This is a genomic window from Xenorhabdus vietnamensis (genome assembly GCF_002127535.1).
In the GTDB taxonomy this organism is placed as follows: Bacteria; Pseudomonadota; Gammaproteobacteria; order Enterobacterales; family Enterobacteriaceae; genus Xenorhabdus; species Xenorhabdus vietnamensis.
Genome location: NZ_MUBJ01000011.1, coordinates 16,307 through 31,282 on the forward strand (window position 1 = coordinate 16,307; position 14,976 = coordinate 31,282).

14 protein-coding genes and 1 pseudogene are annotated in these 14,976 nt (G+C 48.4%); 14 read left to right on the plus strand and 1 reads right to left on the minus strand.

Annotation, left to right across the window (positions count from 1 at the left end):
• Positions 1 to 70: 70 nt before the first annotated feature.
• The 4 genes and pseudogenes from Xvie_RS11155 to Xvie_RS11170 all read left to right on the plus strand — a co-directional run.
• Positions 71 to 433: a DUF2620 domain-containing protein gene (locus tag Xvie_RS11155; RefSeq protein ID WP_086109399.1), complete on the plus strand. Its 363-nt coding sequence runs from the start codon at positions 71 to 73 to the stop codon at positions 431 to 433.
• A 10-nt stretch (positions 434 to 443) separates the two neighbouring features.
• The gene (locus tag Xvie_RS11160) at positions 444 to 1,793 is read left to right on the plus strand and encodes a YhfT family protein (RefSeq protein ID WP_086109400.1); all 1,350 of its coding nucleotides are present in this window, start codon (positions 444 to 446) and stop codon (positions 1,791 to 1,793) included.
• A gap of 3 nt (positions 1,794 to 1,796) precedes the next feature.
• Positions 1,797 to 2,891, plus strand: coding sequence for an aminotransferase class V-fold PLP-dependent enzyme (locus Xvie_RS11165; protein WP_086109401.1), 1,095 nt, complete (start codon positions 1,797 to 1,799; stop codon positions 2,889 to 2,891).
• Between the two features lie 655 nt (positions 2,892 to 3,546).
• A pseudogene (locus Xvie_RS11170) lies at positions 3,547 to 3,711 on the plus strand (IS5/IS1182 family transposase); the annotation flags it as partial.
• 24 nt (positions 3,712 to 3,735) lie between these two features.
• Here Xvie_RS11170 and paaZ read toward each other — a convergent pair.
• Positions 3,736 to 5,808 carry a phenylacetic acid degradation bifunctional protein PaaZ gene (paaZ, locus tag Xvie_RS11175; RefSeq protein WP_086109402.1) on the minus strand — a complete coding sequence of 691 codons (2,073 nt, stop codon included), beginning with the start codon at positions 5,806 to 5,808 and terminating at the stop codon, positions 3,736 to 3,738.
• 327 nt (positions 5,809 to 6,135) lie between these two features.
• On the opposite strand from paaZ, the gene paaA reads away from it, so the two are divergent.
• From paaA to pcaF, 10 genes are all read left to right on the plus strand, one after another.
• Positions 6,136 to 7,059: a 1,2-phenylacetyl-CoA epoxidase subunit PaaA gene (gene paaA / locus Xvie_RS11180; protein WP_086109403.1), complete on the plus strand. Its 924-nt coding sequence runs from the start codon at positions 6,136 to 6,138 to the stop codon at positions 7,057 to 7,059.
• 197 nt (positions 7,060 to 7,256) lie between these two features.
• Positions 7,257 to 7,544 (plus strand): 1,2-phenylacetyl-CoA epoxidase subunit PaaB, encoded by a 288-nt coding sequence (gene paaB / locus Xvie_RS11185; protein WP_086109404.1) that lies wholly within the window; start codon positions 7,257 to 7,259, stop codon positions 7,542 to 7,544.
• An 11-nt stretch (positions 7,545 to 7,555) separates the two neighbouring features.
• The gene (paaC, locus tag Xvie_RS11190) at positions 7,556 to 8,332 is read left to right on the plus strand and encodes a 1,2-phenylacetyl-CoA epoxidase subunit PaaC (RefSeq protein ID WP_086109405.1); all 777 of its coding nucleotides are present in this window, start codon (positions 7,556 to 7,558) and stop codon (positions 8,330 to 8,332) included.
• A 66-nt stretch (positions 8,333 to 8,398) separates the two neighbouring features.
• Entirely contained in the window at positions 8,399 to 8,917 is a 519-nt protein-coding gene (gene paaD / locus Xvie_RS11195; RefSeq protein ID WP_086109406.1) for a 1,2-phenylacetyl-CoA epoxidase subunit PaaD, read from the plus strand.
• 26 nt (positions 8,918 to 8,943) lie between these two features.
• A complete protein-coding gene (gene paaE / locus Xvie_RS11200) occupies positions 8,944 to 10,038 on the plus strand; it encodes a 1,2-phenylacetyl-CoA epoxidase subunit PaaE (RefSeq protein ID WP_086109407.1) in 1,095 nt (364 codons plus the stop codon).
• 60 nt (positions 10,039 to 10,098) lie between these two features.
• Positions 10,099 to 10,872, plus strand: coding sequence for a 2,3-dehydroadipyl-CoA hydratase PaaF (paaF, locus tag Xvie_RS11205; protein ID WP_086109408.1), 774 nt, complete (start codon positions 10,099 to 10,101; stop codon positions 10,870 to 10,872).
• Between the two features lie 3 nt (positions 10,873 to 10,875).
• On the plus strand, positions 10,876 to 11,673 hold the full coding sequence (gene paaG, locus Xvie_RS11210; protein ID WP_086109409.1) for a 2-(1,2-epoxy-1,2-dihydrophenyl)acetyl-CoA isomerase PaaG: 798 nt from the start codon (positions 10,876 to 10,878) through the stop codon (positions 11,671 to 11,673).
• 2 nt (positions 11,674 to 11,675) lie between these two features.
• Positions 11,676 to 13,277, plus strand: a complete 1,602-nt coding sequence (locus Xvie_RS11215) for a 3-hydroxyacyl-CoA dehydrogenase (protein WP_086109410.1) — start codon at positions 11,676 to 11,678, stop codon at positions 13,275 to 13,277.
• Positions 13,267 to 13,698, plus strand: a complete 432-nt coding sequence (gene paaI, locus Xvie_RS11220; RefSeq protein WP_086109411.1) for a hydroxyphenylacetyl-CoA thioesterase PaaI — start codon at positions 13,267 to 13,269, stop codon at positions 13,696 to 13,698. The genes Xvie_RS11215 and paaI overlap by 11 nt, the downstream gene beginning before the upstream one ends.
• Before the next feature lie 11 nt (positions 13,699 to 13,709).
• Positions 13,710 to 14,924: a 3-oxoadipyl-CoA thiolase gene (pcaF, locus tag Xvie_RS11225; RefSeq protein WP_086109412.1), complete on the plus strand. Its 1,215-nt coding sequence runs from the start codon at positions 13,710 to 13,712 to the stop codon at positions 14,922 to 14,924.
• Positions 14,925 to 14,976: the final 52 nt, after the last annotated feature.

Below are 14,976 nucleotides of genomic sequence, written 5' to 3' on the forward strand. Positions count from 1 at the left end.
AAATTAGTTCTAAAAACATAGCTTTTTCAAAAAACAATCCGATAGAAGATACAAAGGGAGGGATAACAGCATGAGATTTGTCGTTGGTGGGCAAATAGAGAAAGAGGCAATAGCCGAAGGTATTCGTCAATTGGCGGGAAACAAAGCCACTTCCATAACCATCATGAATGACATTGAAGCGGCAATGGCAATCAAAGATGGCGAAGCAGATTACTATCTTGGTGCATGTAATACGGGCGGAGGCGGTGCCCTGGCAATTGCAATTGCCCTTATCGGATTGGATCAATGCGCCACTATCGGAATGCCGGGAAAAATCCTGTCTAATGACGAAATCATTTCCCATGTGAAAACAGGCAAGAGGGCTTTTGGTTTTACTGGTCAGGATATTGATATCGTCCTGCCGGTGATCATCAACACCATCATCTCACTGTAAGGAGGCCATCATGCAATATTTCCATGAATTCCTGATGAAATTGATGGAAGTCGACCCTTTTAAAGCGGGATTATTGGCAACGATTGGAGCCATTGCCGCCATGATGGCAAACCGAGGTATCGCCGTTTTCCATGATGGCCTGCGCCCACTTTTGCCGGAATACCTTGAAGGCCGCATGAGCCGCAAAGCGCTTGCCGCAACCAGCTTCGCCCTGAGTATTGGCTTAGTTGTCGGCTTCGGCATTCCCTTTTCACTCACCGCCCCAATTGTGTTGGTTCACAGCCTGTTACTCGGTACAGATATGATCGGAATTTGGTGTACCAACAGCCGAAGGGGTTTTATCACTTCTGGCATCATCGGAGTCCTGTATGCCATCGCCTTACTGGCTGGTCTGCGTTCGGTGGTGGAACTGTTTTCCATGCTGCCCGTCAATTTCACCGATGATCTCAAGAAAGTGGGCGATCCGATTGTGGCCTGTTTTGCCTTGTTCCCTGCCATGGTCGTCGGCTACCAATATGGCTATCGCAAAGGGCTTTTGGTCATGTTCACTGCATTGGCCGGCTATCTGGCAACCAAGGCTATTGGCCCGCTGAGCTTTGGCGGAATGCTTGAAAAACCTGTCAGCATTGACCCTAACGGTGCTGCACTATTGCTGTCAATGATTGCCATGTTCTACTTTGCAATGCGTGAACGTCCCACACAATCAGCAGAACAAAAAGGTGCTAATGAAGTTTTGGTCGGTCTGTTCTCAACCCGCATAGAACGTATCCAGAAAAACAAATGGCTGTTGATCCTGTGTGGTGGCCTGACTGCTAGTGCCGCCACTATGTCCTTTAGCCTGCTGGCGGAAGGCCCTGTTTCCCTCCAATTAATGGCGCAAGGTGAGCAAACCAATGCATTACTAGTAGCACTGGCACGTGCCATTAGTTTTATTCCATTGGTGGGCACGACGGCGATAGCCACAGGTGTTTATAGCCCTAATGGCATGAAATTTGTATTTGTGGCGGGGCTGGCAACCAACAACCCATGGCTTGCCTTTGTCGCGGGTGGTATCACCATGTTCGTCGAAATCCAGCTACTGGCAAAAATCGCTATCTGGTTGGATAAATACCCTGGTGTGAAAGCATGTAGCGGACATATTCGTACTGCGATCACCAAAATGCTCGAAGTTGCCTTGCTGGTTGGTGCTATGATTGCCTCCAACGCCATTCTGCCAGGCATGGGCTTTATGATCGTAGCGGGTATCTACCTGCTCAACCGAACTTCCAAACGCCCTTTAGTAGAAATGGCGATCGGTCCAATCGCAACAATCACCGTGGGCATTCTTGCAAACTTGCTCTTTCTGCTGGGAATAAAATAAGAAATGAAAACCTATCCATTGCAAAGCATGACGATGGCACAAGCACAACAACAACAGTTCAAGCTGGTGGATATTATCTGTCGTCACTTTCCTGGTGCTGATTTTCTTTCGCAAGGCGATCTGGGCTTAGTCCCAGATCTCCATCAACCACGGATGACCCGACGTATTGAAGCGGTGATTGCGGAGTTTTTTGGTGCTGAAAGCGCTGCCTTTGTCAATGGAGCGGGAACAGGTGCATTGCGTGCGGGGCTGGCCGCCTTGGTCAGTCCCAATTCAACATTACTTGTGCATAATGCCCCAATTTACCCCACGACCAAAGCGTCAATTGAACAAATGGGGCTTCGTGTCGTTCAGGCGGATTTCAATCACACAGAACAAATTGTGGCTGCCATTCAGCAATACCAACCAGCTGCCAGCCTTGTCCAGCATACGCGCCAGAAGATATCTGACTGTTATGCCTTGCAAGAAGTTATTGACACATTGAATCAACATAACATTCCTTCGTTGGTAGATGACAACTACGCCGCCATGAAAGTGGAACAAATTGGCTGCCAGTACGGGGCATCACTTTCCACATTCTCTTGCTTCAAATTATTGGGGCCACAAGGCGTCGGAATAGTGGCAGGAAAACAAGCAATCATCGATAACCTACGCCACAGTATGTATTCCGGTGGCTGCCAGATACAAGGTTATCAGGCAATGGAAGCCTTGCGTGGTATGGTATTCGCGCCGGTCATGCACGCCATACAGGCAGAGGTGAATGACGAACTTGTCACTCGTTTAAATCAGGGGGAGGTGCCACAAGTAAAACAAGCCTTTCTTGCTAACGCTCAATCAAAAGTACTATTAGTCGAATTTCACGATCCTATCGCAGAAAAAGTACTCGCCGTAGCCCATACATTCGGTGCCTTGCCTTATCCGGTAGGCGCAGAGTCAAAGTTTGAAATCCCGCCCCTGTTTTACCGTATCTCAGGCACCTTTCGCCAAACAGCCCCTACACTGGAACAACGTATGATACGCATCAATCCCAATCGCAGTGGAGCTGATACCGTTGTACGCATTTTACGGGAAAGCTGCCGGTTGAAAAATGATAAGTAAGAGAATTGACAAAAACTTTCTTACTTATATATCCATTAATTAATATATTATTAATAATCAAAATCTTGAATACAGATAACACAATGAAAGGGCTGTAAGCTTAAAACCTCTGTACATTAATATTAAAAAAATATAACGCCTGATTATCATTTCAAAATCAACCTACAACTTTTTGTTACGAACTACATTACATAAGGTATTTCACTTGTTTTTATTATCTACCCATAGATTTTACTTAACAATAACCAAACAGAATCAGGCGTTAATGAACTTTATTTAGTTTACATTAAGTACTAGCACTCAACCCGAATTAGGTCAATTTATTTTATCAAAATAAATATGATTAATTTATGGTTTTTAATATAAATCATTTATTATAAATAAATTACTTAAAAAACGCCAATTAGGCAATCCTTAAAATAATAAAAATTATTTATTATAATATTACGAATGACTTCCATTGTGGTATACATCACAAAAATATAATAATTTTAAGTTAATATTAAGTTTTATGAATGTTTTTCTGGTTTATTTTACAGAGGAAGATAACTTATAGATATCCCTAAAAAATCCACTATCTCTGGGTCGGAAATAACATCCCAGAAAAAGAATTGAGAAACATCATCGCAATTAAATCTAAAAACCCGATAAAAAGCTTGATCAATGTTTATACCTTTACCGACATTTAGTGGAAAATGCGTTTGCCAGAATGAAAAATTTTCGTGCCATAGCAACAAGATACGACAAAATTGCACGAAATTACGCCAGTATGCTGGCACTGGCGTTTATCATTATCTGGCTACCCATGTGGGTTGATTGAATACGACGGTTCATTCAATCGAAGCTATACCGATGCCGAAAAATCTCCCAATTGCCGCTCAACCAGTGTCAGGATGCTGTAAAGTGCCACAGGCTGTTGCTCCTGATTCAATACCTGCACATCCCACATCACGACACCATGTGGTTTATCTTCCGGGGTTTTCTGGACTTTCTTGATCTTCTTCTTGCAGGTCAAACGAACCTGAATGGTGTCGCCAATCTTGACCGGCTCAATGAAACGCAGATTTTCCATACCGTAGTTGGCAAGCACCGGCCCCACTGCACCATCAACAAACAAACCCGCGGCAGCCGATACAACAAAATAACCATGTGCCACACGTTCACCAAACAGGGATTCAGCCGCCCCAATTTTATCCATGTGGGCGTAAAAATGATCCCCACTCAGACAGGCGAAATTCACGATATCTGCTTCCGTCACCGTCCGGCGAGCGGTCAACAAACTTTCACCAATTTCGAGCTGTTCAAAATACTTACGGAATGGATGTATCGGCTCTTCCTTCACTTTCGCGCCACGAACCCACTCACGACCAATTGCTGCCAACATACTTGGGCTGCCTTGAATCGCTGTACGCTGCATATAGTGTTTCACGGCACGCAAACCACCCAACTCTTCTCCTCCACCCGCACGTCCCGGCCCACCATGTACCAACATGGGCAGCGGGGAACCATGTCCTGTGGATTCCACAGAAGCCGCTTCATCCAATACCAACATACGTCCATGAACACACGCTGTCGCACGGATCACCTGTACAGCAATCTGCTCATCTGCCGTCACCAGCGATCCCACCAAACTACCTTGTCCCATTATCGCCAACGCAATCGCCTGCTCAGTATCCTGATACGCCATTAACGTAGAAACTGGCCCAAAAGCTTCCGTACTGTGTGCTACCTGATTTGTCATTGGATCAGCACAATAGAGCAATGTTGGCGGGTAAAATGCCCCATTACTGTTGCTATTGCCTGTCAGCACCAACTGATCCAGTGAACCACCACACAAAATCTCGCAGCCGCTATTACACAATTCATTGACTCTTGCCTGCACCTCATCACGCTGTTCCAGATTAATCAACGCTCCCATGCGCACTTCCGGCAAAGTGGGATCACCGACAGTCACACCAGACAACCGTTTGATTAGTGCTTGTTTGACTGCTTCCATTTGGCTGTCTGGTACAATAACGCGCCGGATAGCCGTGCATTTCTGGCCGGCCTTCACCGTCATCTCACGGGTAACTTCCTTGATGAATACCCCAAATTCCGGCATGTCAGGCGTAACATCCTCACCTAAAATGCAGCAGTTGAGGGAATCCGCTTCCATCGTGAAGGGAATGGATTTTTCTATCAGTCGGGGATGTGCACGTAACTTCTGCCCCGTCTGTGCCGAACCGGTAAAAGTCACGGCATCCTGATAATCAAGATGATCAAACAGATCACCAATACCACCGCAGATCAATTGCAGTGATCCTTCCGGCACCAGACCGCTATCGATGATCATTTTTACCATCGCCTGCGTCAATTGGGCGGATGCCGTAGCAGGTTTGATAATCGCCGGCATACCTGCCATCCACGTTGGTGCCAATTTTTCCAGCATTCCCCAACAAGGAAAGTTAAACGCATTGATGTGCAGAGCAACACCGGGGCGAGATGTCAGTACATGGCGAGCCACAAACTGAGACTGTTTAGACAGTGGGATCATCTCATCTTCCGGCCACAGGGTATCATCCGGTAGCTCGCGTCCTGCTAATCCAGCATAGGAGAAAAGTGTTGCCACTCCCCCCTCAATATCCACCCAACCATCTGCACGGGTTGCGCCTGTTTCTGTGGAAATGGCATACAGTGTTTCTTTGTTGGCGAGCAGATGTTTTGCTACCGCTTTCATCATTTGAGCGCGTTGCTGGAACGTCATCGCAGCCAGTGCCTTTCCACCTTTTTCACGGGCGTACTCTAAACTTTCTGCCAATGGCAAGCCTTCAGAAGATACCTGATACAAAGCTTCGCCACTTACTGCATGATGGATGGTTCTGGTATTGCCTTGCCCATAAACCCAAGCGCCACAAATGTAACTCATTACCTGTTGCATTTTTTTCTCCACCGATTTAAACAATGAAACAATTATCAAGTAACAGAATGCTATTTATGTATCATATTCATGATTAACAAAACCACCCATAAAATTAACAAATCACAAACATTTGCACCTAATCACCAGTTAATATTCTTGTCACCCTCTAATAAAAATAATTAATTATCTGTTTTATAATGAATAAAAATTCATATTGTGATATGAACGACAAATACACAAATTTAGTATTTGATATTTTTGTTACTGGTTTGTAGATTTATGGTTATTAAAGTGATTCGTTTTTATATCTTATATTAAAAAATAAGAATCATAATGGAGTCGCATATGACAACTGATCCACTTCAGGCAAGCTTTGATGCCAAGATAGCAGCAGACCTTTCGATTGAAGCCAAAGACTGGATGCCTGAATCCTATCGCCAAAATCTGATACGCCAGATCGGTCAACATGCACACTCAGAAGTGATCGGCATGTTACCGGAAGCCAATTGGATCACCCGTGCCCCGACATTACGTCGCAAAGCCGTATTGCTGGCGAAAGTACAAGATGAGGCAGGGCACGGGCTGTATCTCTATAGCGCCGCTGAAACACTGGGCTGTTCCCGTCAGGACATCTACCAAAAGCTGTTGGATGGCAAGATGAAATATTCTTCGATCTTTAACTATCCCACCCTAAGTTGGGCAGATGTTGGTGTGATTGGCTGGCTGGTGGATGGGGCAGCAATTGTCAATCAGGTGGCCTTGTGCCGCGCTTCCTACGGCCCCTATGCCCGCGCGATGGTGAAAATCTGCAAGGAAGAAAGTTTCCACCAACGACAAGGTTATGAGGCGGTCATGGTACTAGCGAAAGGCAGCGAAGCCCAACGCGCCATGTTACAAGATGCCATCAACCGTTTCTGGTGGCCGACATTAATGATGTTTGGCCCCAATGACAGTGATTCCCCCAATAGCGTCCAGAGCATGGCATGGAAAATCAAGCGATTCAGCAATGATGAACTGCGGCAAAAATTTATCGACAGCACCGTGCCTCAATTGGAAGCCCTTGGCATGACAGCCCCCGATCCTGAACTGACTTGGGATGAAGCGACAGGTCATTACCATTTTGGTGAAATCAACTGGGATGAATTCTATCAAGTCCTGAAAGGACAGGGGATATGCAGCCACGAACGTCTGGAAGCCAAACGCCGGGCTTGGGAGAACGGAAGTTGGGTACGTGAAGCGGCTTCTGTTCACGCAAAAAATAGCCGCTAAAAATCGTGCCGCTTAATTGCTTGCTTTATCTATACCCAATGGATTTCAAGGTGCGCCGCGGCGGCAAGGGAACGAATCCTCGGGAGCATAGATAACTCTATGCTCATAACAACGGTGACCGGGATGAGTGAGCATAGCCAACAAAGAGGCAACTTGAAAGACGAAGGGTATAAACAGTATTGAAGGGAGTGAATCTAATGAACGATACCGATTGGCCACTGTATGAAGTCTTTGTCCGCAGTAAACAGGGATTGGCACACCGTCATGTCGGCAGCCTCCATGCAGCAGACGATCAAATGGCACTGGAAAATGCACGCGATGCCTACACCCGGCGCAATGAAGGCTGCTCGATCTGGGTAGTTAAATCCATCCATCTGGTGGCTTCACAGCCGGAAGATCGCGGCGCATTTTTTGAACCTTCGGAGGACAAGATTTACCGTCATCCGACTTTCTACAACATTCCTGATGGCATCAAGAATATGTAGGAGACGGAAATATGAATATACACAGCGTTTCATCACTCAATCATGCTCTATTCAAATACGTACTTCGTCAGGGAGATACCCCATTGATTCTGGCACAACGCCTGTGCGAGTGGTGTGGACATGCGCCAGAACTGGAGATCGACCTCGCCCTGTCCAATATTGGCCTCGATTTACTGGGACAAGCACGTCATTTCCTCAGTTATGCAGCTACCCTTTCACAAACCGGGCTGAATGAAGATCATTTGGCATTTGGGCGCGGTGAGCGTGAATTCTTCAATCTTCTGTTGGTGGAACAACCCAATGGCGGCTTTAACGACACATTAGTACGCCAGTTTTTTATCGATGCCTATCATGTCCTGCTGCATCAGGCTCTGGGACAAAGCCGTGATCCCCAATTGGCAGCCATCAGTGCCAAGTCATTGAAAGAAGTGGAATATCACCTGAGATTCAGCCGGGGCTGGATGGTTAGATTAGGGGATGGAACAGACCTGAGCCATGAAAAAATCCAGCAGTCCATCGACCAACTGTGGCGCTTTACCGGCGAACTATTCCATTGCGACGAAATAGAGCAGCAACTGGCAGAAGAAGGCATTGCCGTTGATCCCACTACCTTGCACGAACCGTGGCAGCAAATCATCAAGGAAACGTTCGCCGAAGCCACGTTAGCAATGCCACAGGAGACGCCTTATCGACAAGGCGGAAAGCAAGGACTGCATACAGAACATTTGGGATACATATTGGCAGAAATGCAGTACCTGCAACACACCTATCCCGACTGTAACTGGTAGTAAAAATAAATAGTAAAAATAAATAGCAAAAACGGATGGCAAAACGGATAGCAACGGGAGGAAATCATGGAACAGCAATGCAATACACACTTTTATTCAGAGATTCAGCCGCCGGAAATTCACCAAATCTGGCAATGCCTGCACCAAATTGCCGATCCAGAACTGCCTGCGCTCTCCATTACCGATCTTGGCATGATACGGGCTGTCACTCCGTTACAAAGCGGCTGGCGTGTGGCATTTACCCCAACCTATTCCGGCTGTCCCGCAACGGAATACCTGATCGGAACCATTCAGGAAACACTGACACAAGCAGGCTTTTCTCCGGTGTATATCGAAGTAAGTCTGGCTCCTGCGTGGACAACCGACTGGATAAAGGCCGATGCCAGACAACGTCTGCGAGAATCCGGCATTGCTCCACCTCAGGGATTGGTGTGTGAAAAAACAGCGGACATAGAACCCATTACCTGCCCGTGCTGTGGCAGTCATGAAACAGAAAAAATCAGCGAATTCGGTTCCACTGCCTGCAAAGCCCTTTACCGCTGTCGAGATTGTTTGGAACCGTTTGATTATTTCAAATGCATTTAATGAGGGATTTAACGAGGGAGTAGAAGATGTCTACTGTTCATCAGACTCGTCATAGCTTTCACCGCTTAAGCATTGCCGCCATCGAACGGGAAACACCGGATGCCGTCACCGTCACCCTGCATATTCCCGATGAGCTGAAAAAACATTTCTGCTATCACCCCGGCCAACATCTGACACTCAAGGCACGAGTGGGTAACGAAGAACTACGCCGCTGTTACTCGATCTGTAGCTCACCATTGGATGGTGTATTACAAATTGGCGTCAAGGCTATCTATCAGGGCCGTTTTTCAACCTTCATCAACCAGCAATTAAAAGTCGGGGACGAACTGGAAGTCATGCAGCCACAAGGCAGTTTTGGCCATCGCCCCAATACGAACCAACAGGGGCATTATTTAGCCATTGCCGCCGGCTCGGGTATCACCCCCATTCTATCTATCATCAAAAGTACGCTGGCACTGGAACCGAATAGCACCTTCACCCTGATCTATGGCAATCGCACCAGCCGCTCCGTCATGTTCAAAGAGGCGTTGGCCGATCTCAAAAATCGCTACCTAACCCGTTTTCAGGTGCTGTACCTGTTCAGTCAGGAAACCACCGATAGCCCTCTGTTTAATGGACGCATTGATACTGAACACCTGCACCGCATCGGCAAAACTCTGCTTAATTTTTCTCAGTTTGACCATGCTTTTCTCTGTGGGCCTGAAACCCTGTTGGACAATGCCCATACTGCGCTGGTGCAGGCAGGAATACCTGCTGAACATATCCATAGTGAACGTTTCAATATCGGGCGTACCCAAAAAGCTGCGACAGGTTCCCGTCCTGCCAATCTCACAGAGCGCAGCGAAACCCGCGTTGAGATCCACCTGGATGGTCGCACACTCAACATTGCTATGAATGCCGAAGATGACAGCATCCTTGATGCCGCACTGCGTCAGGGCGCAGATTTGCCCTACGCCTGCAAAGGAGGGGTATGTGCTACCTGCAAATGCCAACTTAAATCCGGCGACGTGGACATGAGAGTGAACTACAGCCTCGAACCCGATCAATTGGCTGTCGGTTATATCTTAAGTTGCCAGTCATGGCCGAAAGGTGATGGCGTGATTGTAGATTTTGATGTCTAGAAGATATTTCGATGCCTAGAAAAGAAAGATGCCTAGAAAAGAAAATAGTAAGGAGCCACCATGAATCAGGCGTGGATTTTATGCCACCAGCAGCAAAGAGTGCGCACATTAACCCTAAATCGACCAGAAGTACGCAATGCCCTCAGCAATGACTGCCTCGAACAACTTGTGCAGCAATTGGAACTGGCAGATGCAGATAACGGGACAGGAGCGATTGTTATTACGGGATCAACTCATTGTTTTGCAGCAGGTGCAGATTTGAAAGAATTACAAAAACAAAGCGTTGCTACAGCCATCACTGATCTCCGGCCACAACTCTGGCAACGTGTACACAATATCAGCAAGCCCCTGATCGCTGCTGTCAATGGCTACGCGCTTGGGGCTGGCTGCGAACTGGCATTGGCTTGTGATTTAGTGATTTGTGGAGAAAACGCCCGTTTTGGTCTGCCAGAAATCACCTTGGGGCTGATACCGGGGGCGGGGGGAACACAACGGCTCATCCGCAGTGTCGGCAAAGCACTTGCTTACCAGATGGTACTAACCGGCGAGGCTATCGATTCCCATCAAGCCAGAGAGGCGGGGCTGGTCAGTGAAATATGCACTGATGCCATGACATTAGAACGTGCAGAGCAGATTGCACAGCGCATTAGTGAGTTTTCCCCTCTGGCACTGCGGGCAGCCAAAGCCGCCCTCAAAATCGCACAAGAAACAAGCCTGTCACAAGGGCTACTCGCCGAACGACAACACTTTGTTGCGTTGGCGGGTACAGCCGATCGTCAGGAAGGTATCACTGCCTTTCTGGAAAAACGTAAACCAATTTTCAAAGGGTATTGATAGATGGAAAACATGCCAATAGTACTCACTGATATAAATGCAGGTGTCCTGAGTATTACTCTCAACCGTCCAGAACGCCTCAACAGCTTTAACGAAGAACTGCATCAACAATTAAGCAAGGCAATGGACATTGCGGAACAGGATGAATCCGTGCGCTGTGTCCTGCTAACAGGCGCCGGACGTGGCTTCTGTTCCGGGCAGGATTTAAATGATCGCAACTCGATTATATCTAATGGTGGTATCCCTGATCTCGGTCAATCCGTTGAGCGCTACTATAATCCGCTGATCCGGCGTATGACTTCCCTACCCAAACCCATTATCTGTGCGGTCAACGGTGTAGCCGCAGGTGCTGGTGTCTCGCTCGCTCTGGCCTGTGACATTGTCATTGCATCCCGCACGGCCAGCTTCATTCAGGCTTTCTGTCGCATTGGACTGACATCAGATTCCGGTGGTAGCTGGTTCCTGCCCCATAAAATTGGACAAGCACGAGCAATGGGAATGGCATTGCTGGGAGAAAAAATCAGTGCTGAACAAGCATTGGCTTGGGGCATGATCTGGCAAGTCGTTGAACCCGAAGAACTGGCAGATAAAACGCAGGAACTCGCCCGACATCTTGCCACCCAACCCACCGTGGCACTTGGCTGCATCAAGCAAACGACTTATGCCGCAGCATCCAATACGCTGGATCAACAGCTTGATCTCGAACGCGATTTGCAGCTCCGGTGCGGACATAGTGAAGATTTCCGTGAAGGCATCAATGCGTTCATAGAAAAACGCCAGCCAACATTCAAGGGGAAATAGTCATGATCACGCCTCTATTCCACGGCCCCATAGCCGTCATTGGGGCGGGAACAATGGGTATCGGCATTGCTCAGGTCGCAGCTCAGTCAGGGCATTCTGTCTTGCTGTTTGATGTCAATGGCGAAGCGGTAGGTCAAGCACTGGAAAACCTGCGTACCCGCCAGCATCAACGCGTGGAAGCCGGCAAAGCAGAAGCCAGTACAACAGAAGCCATGTTGCAACGCATCACTCAGGTGAATTCGTTACATGCACTGGCACCGTGCGGGCTGGTAATTGAAGCGATTGTCGAGCAATTGGAAGCTAAACAAAATCTCTTCCAACAGCTGGAATCCATTTGTTCAAACCAAACCTTGTTTGCCAGCAACACCTCATCATTGTCGATTACTGCCATTGCCCGTGTCCTGTCTGTACCACAGCGCATGGCAGGGCTGCATTTTTTCAATCCCGCCCCCCTGATGAAGCTGGTAGAAATTGTACAGGGTCTGGATACTTCCCTTCAAACCGTGGCAACGCTAAAAACCCTCGTGACCAATTGGAAAAAACAGCCTGTGGTTTGCCGTTCTACGCCGGGATTTATCGTCAATCGCATTGCCCGTCCATTCTATGCAGAAGCCTTACGTGCACTGGAAGAGCAGATTGCCACCCCCGCTACGCTGGATGCGATCCTTAAAGAATCTGGCGGCTTTGCGATGGGACCATTACAACTGATGGATTTGATCGGCCATGACGTTAACTACGCAGTAACTGAATCCCTGTTCCATGCTTTCCACGGCGATCCTCGCTTTCAGCCTTCATTGCAGCAGAAAGAGCTGGTGGATGCCGATCATCTCGGACGCAAACGTGGTCGCGGTTTCTACGTCCATGACATAAAGAAAAAAGATACTCAGCCACAACCCAAAATAGAACCGAAACAGAGTAAAACACAAAAACAGCCTGTCCGGATCAAGGCAACGGGAAATTGGACAGCATTGCCTCATTTCGTTGCCCTGCTACAAAAACCAGAATTGCAGCAATACGGAATCATCTTCGAAGAAAACAAAAATGATCGATTCCACTCCCCGACCTTACAGATTGATGACGTACTCTTGGCACTGACCAAAGGAAGAACTTGTGCCCAGATTGCTGACGAAGTCAGGGCACCCGTGATGCAGTTTGATCTTTCCGCCAACCACCAAACAGCTTCCATTATTACACTCAGCGCCGCCTGCCAGAATACGCCGCAACAAACAACAAAAGTGATCGGCTTTCTGCAATCTCTCGGCAAGCAAGTGATCCACCTGCCGGATTATCCAGCCTTATTAACGATGCGTACCGTAGCCATGCTGTGCAACGAAGCACTGGATGTCATCAACAAAAGTATCGCCAGCGCTGAAGATATCGATCTGGCGATGTGCCACGGTGTGAATTATCCCATCGGCCCGCTGGCATGGGGTGAACGGCTGGGTTGGAAACACATTCTCAGCACGCTGGAAAATTTGCAGAAATTCTATGGGGAGCCCCGTTACCGCCCTGCCCCTTTGCTGCGCCAGCTAGCGGCGGGACATACCCAACTCCCCCTCCCGCTGGCTAAAAGCCACAAAAAAGGGGATATCCATGCAAAATAATGCTGCAAGTCTATTGGCCCGCCATCACGTTGAAGCCATGTACGCTCAGGATGCCTGCGCCCAAACAATGGGAATGCATATTGAGCATATCGATGTCGGATTCGCCCGACTCAACATGAAGATCGTGCCCAACATGCTCAACGGCCATCAAAGTTGTCACGGTGGCATTCTGTTCAGTCTGGCGGATACCGCTTTCGCCTACGCCTGCAACAGTGAAGGATTGGCCGCAGTTGCTTCCGGCGGCAACATTGATTTCATCCGTCCGGCTTTGATTGGTGATCAACTGACTGCCACCGCTTCTGTTCGGCATCAGGGCCAAAAAACCGGCCTGTACGATGTGGAAATCATTAACCAAAACGGTAAAGTCGTCGCTCTTTTCCGTGGTTATTCACATCGTATCAGCCACCCTATTTTGGATTAGAGAGAACAATCATGACCCACGCATTTATCTGTGATGGAATCCGAACCCCCATAGGACGTTATGGCGGAGCGCTGTCCAGCCTGCGGGCTGACGATCTGGCGGCCCTGCCGCTACGGGCATTGATGGATCGTTATCCGGCACTGGATTGGGGGCAAATTGATGATGTTATCCTCGGCTGTGCCAATCAGGCAGGGGAAGATAACCGTAACGTCGCACGCATGGCCGTATTGCTGGCGGGACTGCCAGACTCAGTCTCCGGCACAACAGTCAATCGATTGTGTGGCTCCGGTCTGGATGCGCTGGCTTTCGCTGCCCGCAGCATTAAATCCGATGATGCCCAACTAATTTTGGCGGGGGGCGTTGAATCCATGACCCGTGCTCCTTTCGTTATGGGCAAAGCAGACAGTGCATTCAACAGACAGGCTGAGATCTTTGATACCACCCTTGGTTGGCGTTTCATTAATCCCTTAATGCAGCAGCAATTCGGCACTGATTCCATGCCAGAAACGGCAGAAAATGTCGCAGCTCAGTTTCAAATCAGCCGTGATGATCAGGATGCCTTCGCCCTGCGCAGCCAACAACGTGCCGCCAGTGCGCAACAGCGCGGTGTACTGGCCGAAGAAATCATCCCTGTCACTCTGCCCCCAATCAACAAAAAAGGCGTAGCAACCAACGTCTCACAGGATGAACATCCCCGGCCAGAAACGACGTTCGAACAGTTACAACGACTCAAAACCCCATTTCGTACTGGCGGCACGATTACCGCAGGTAACGCATCCGGCGTCAACGATGGCGCAGCGGCGCTGATCATCGCCTCAGAAACAGCAGCATTACACCAAGGGCTGACACCACGGGCACGTATCGTCGCAACAGCAACATGTGGTGTTGAACCTCGTATCATGGGGATCGGGCCATTGCCTGCAACCCGCAAAGTACTGGCACTGACAGGCTTAAACTTAAGTCAAATGGATGTTATTGAACTGAACGAGGCTTTCGCCGCACAGTCATTGGCGGTGATGCGCCAACTGGGGTTACCGGATAATGCAGAGCACGTAAACCCGAATGGGGGAGCAATTGCACTGGGGCATCCTCTTGGCATGAGCGGAACCCGCCTTGCACTGACAGCCACCCTTGAGCTGGAACGACGCTCTGGCCGTTATGCCTTGTGCACCATGTGCATTGGTGTGGGACAAGGCATCGCCATGATTATTGAACGTATTTCATAGCAACGATTTATATCGTAGCGACTGATATAGTGACGCTTTTTTCAGTACCGAT

Excerpts from the sequence above, each read along its gene's own strand:
- paaG (WP_086109409.1), top strand. The coding sequence starts at position 10,876 with ATGGAAAACATGCCAATAGTACTCACTGATATAAATGCAGGTGTCCTG.
- paaA (WP_086109403.1), top strand. The coding sequence starts at position 6,136 with ATGACAACTGATCCACTTCAGGCAAGCTTTGATGCCAAGATAGCAGCA.
- paaB (WP_086109404.1), top strand. The coding sequence starts at position 7,257 with ATGAACGATACCGATTGGCCACTGTATGAAGTCTTTGTCCGCAGTAAA.
- paaF (WP_086109408.1), top strand. The coding sequence starts at position 10,099 with ATGAATCAGGCGTGGATTTTATGCCACCAGCAGCAAAGAGTGCGCACA.
- paaC (WP_086109405.1), top strand. The coding sequence starts at position 7,556 with ATGAATATACACAGCGTTTCATCACTCAATCATGCTCTATTCAAATAC.
- pcaF (WP_086109412.1), top strand. The coding sequence starts at position 13,710 with ATGACCCACGCATTTATCTGTGATGGAATCCGAACCCCCATAGGACGT.
- paaI (WP_086109411.1), top strand. The coding sequence starts at position 13,267 with ATGCAAAATAATGCTGCAAGTCTATTGGCCCGCCATCACGTTGAAGCC.
- Xvie_RS11165 (WP_086109401.1), top strand. The coding sequence starts at position 1,797 with ATGAAAACCTATCCATTGCAAAGCATGACGATGGCACAAGCACAACAA.
- paaE (WP_086109407.1), top strand. The coding sequence starts at position 8,944 with ATGTCTACTGTTCATCAGACTCGTCATAGCTTTCACCGCTTAAGCATT.
- Xvie_RS11215 (WP_086109410.1), top strand. The coding sequence starts at position 11,676 with ATGATCACGCCTCTATTCCACGGCCCCATAGCCGTCATTGGGGCGGGA.
- paaD (WP_086109406.1), top strand. The coding sequence starts at position 8,399 with ATGGAACAGCAATGCAATACACACTTTTATTCAGAGATTCAGCCGCCG.
- Xvie_RS11160 (WP_086109400.1), top strand. The coding sequence starts at position 444 with ATGCAATATTTCCATGAATTCCTGATGAAATTGATGGAAGTCGACCCT.
- Xvie_RS11155 (WP_086109399.1), top strand. The coding sequence starts at position 71 with ATGAGATTTGTCGTTGGTGGGCAAATAGAGAAAGAGGCAATAGCCGAA.
- paaZ (WP_086109402.1), bottom strand. The coding sequence starts at position 5,808 with ATGCAACAGGTAATGAGTTACATTTGTGGCGCTTGGGTTTATGGGCAA.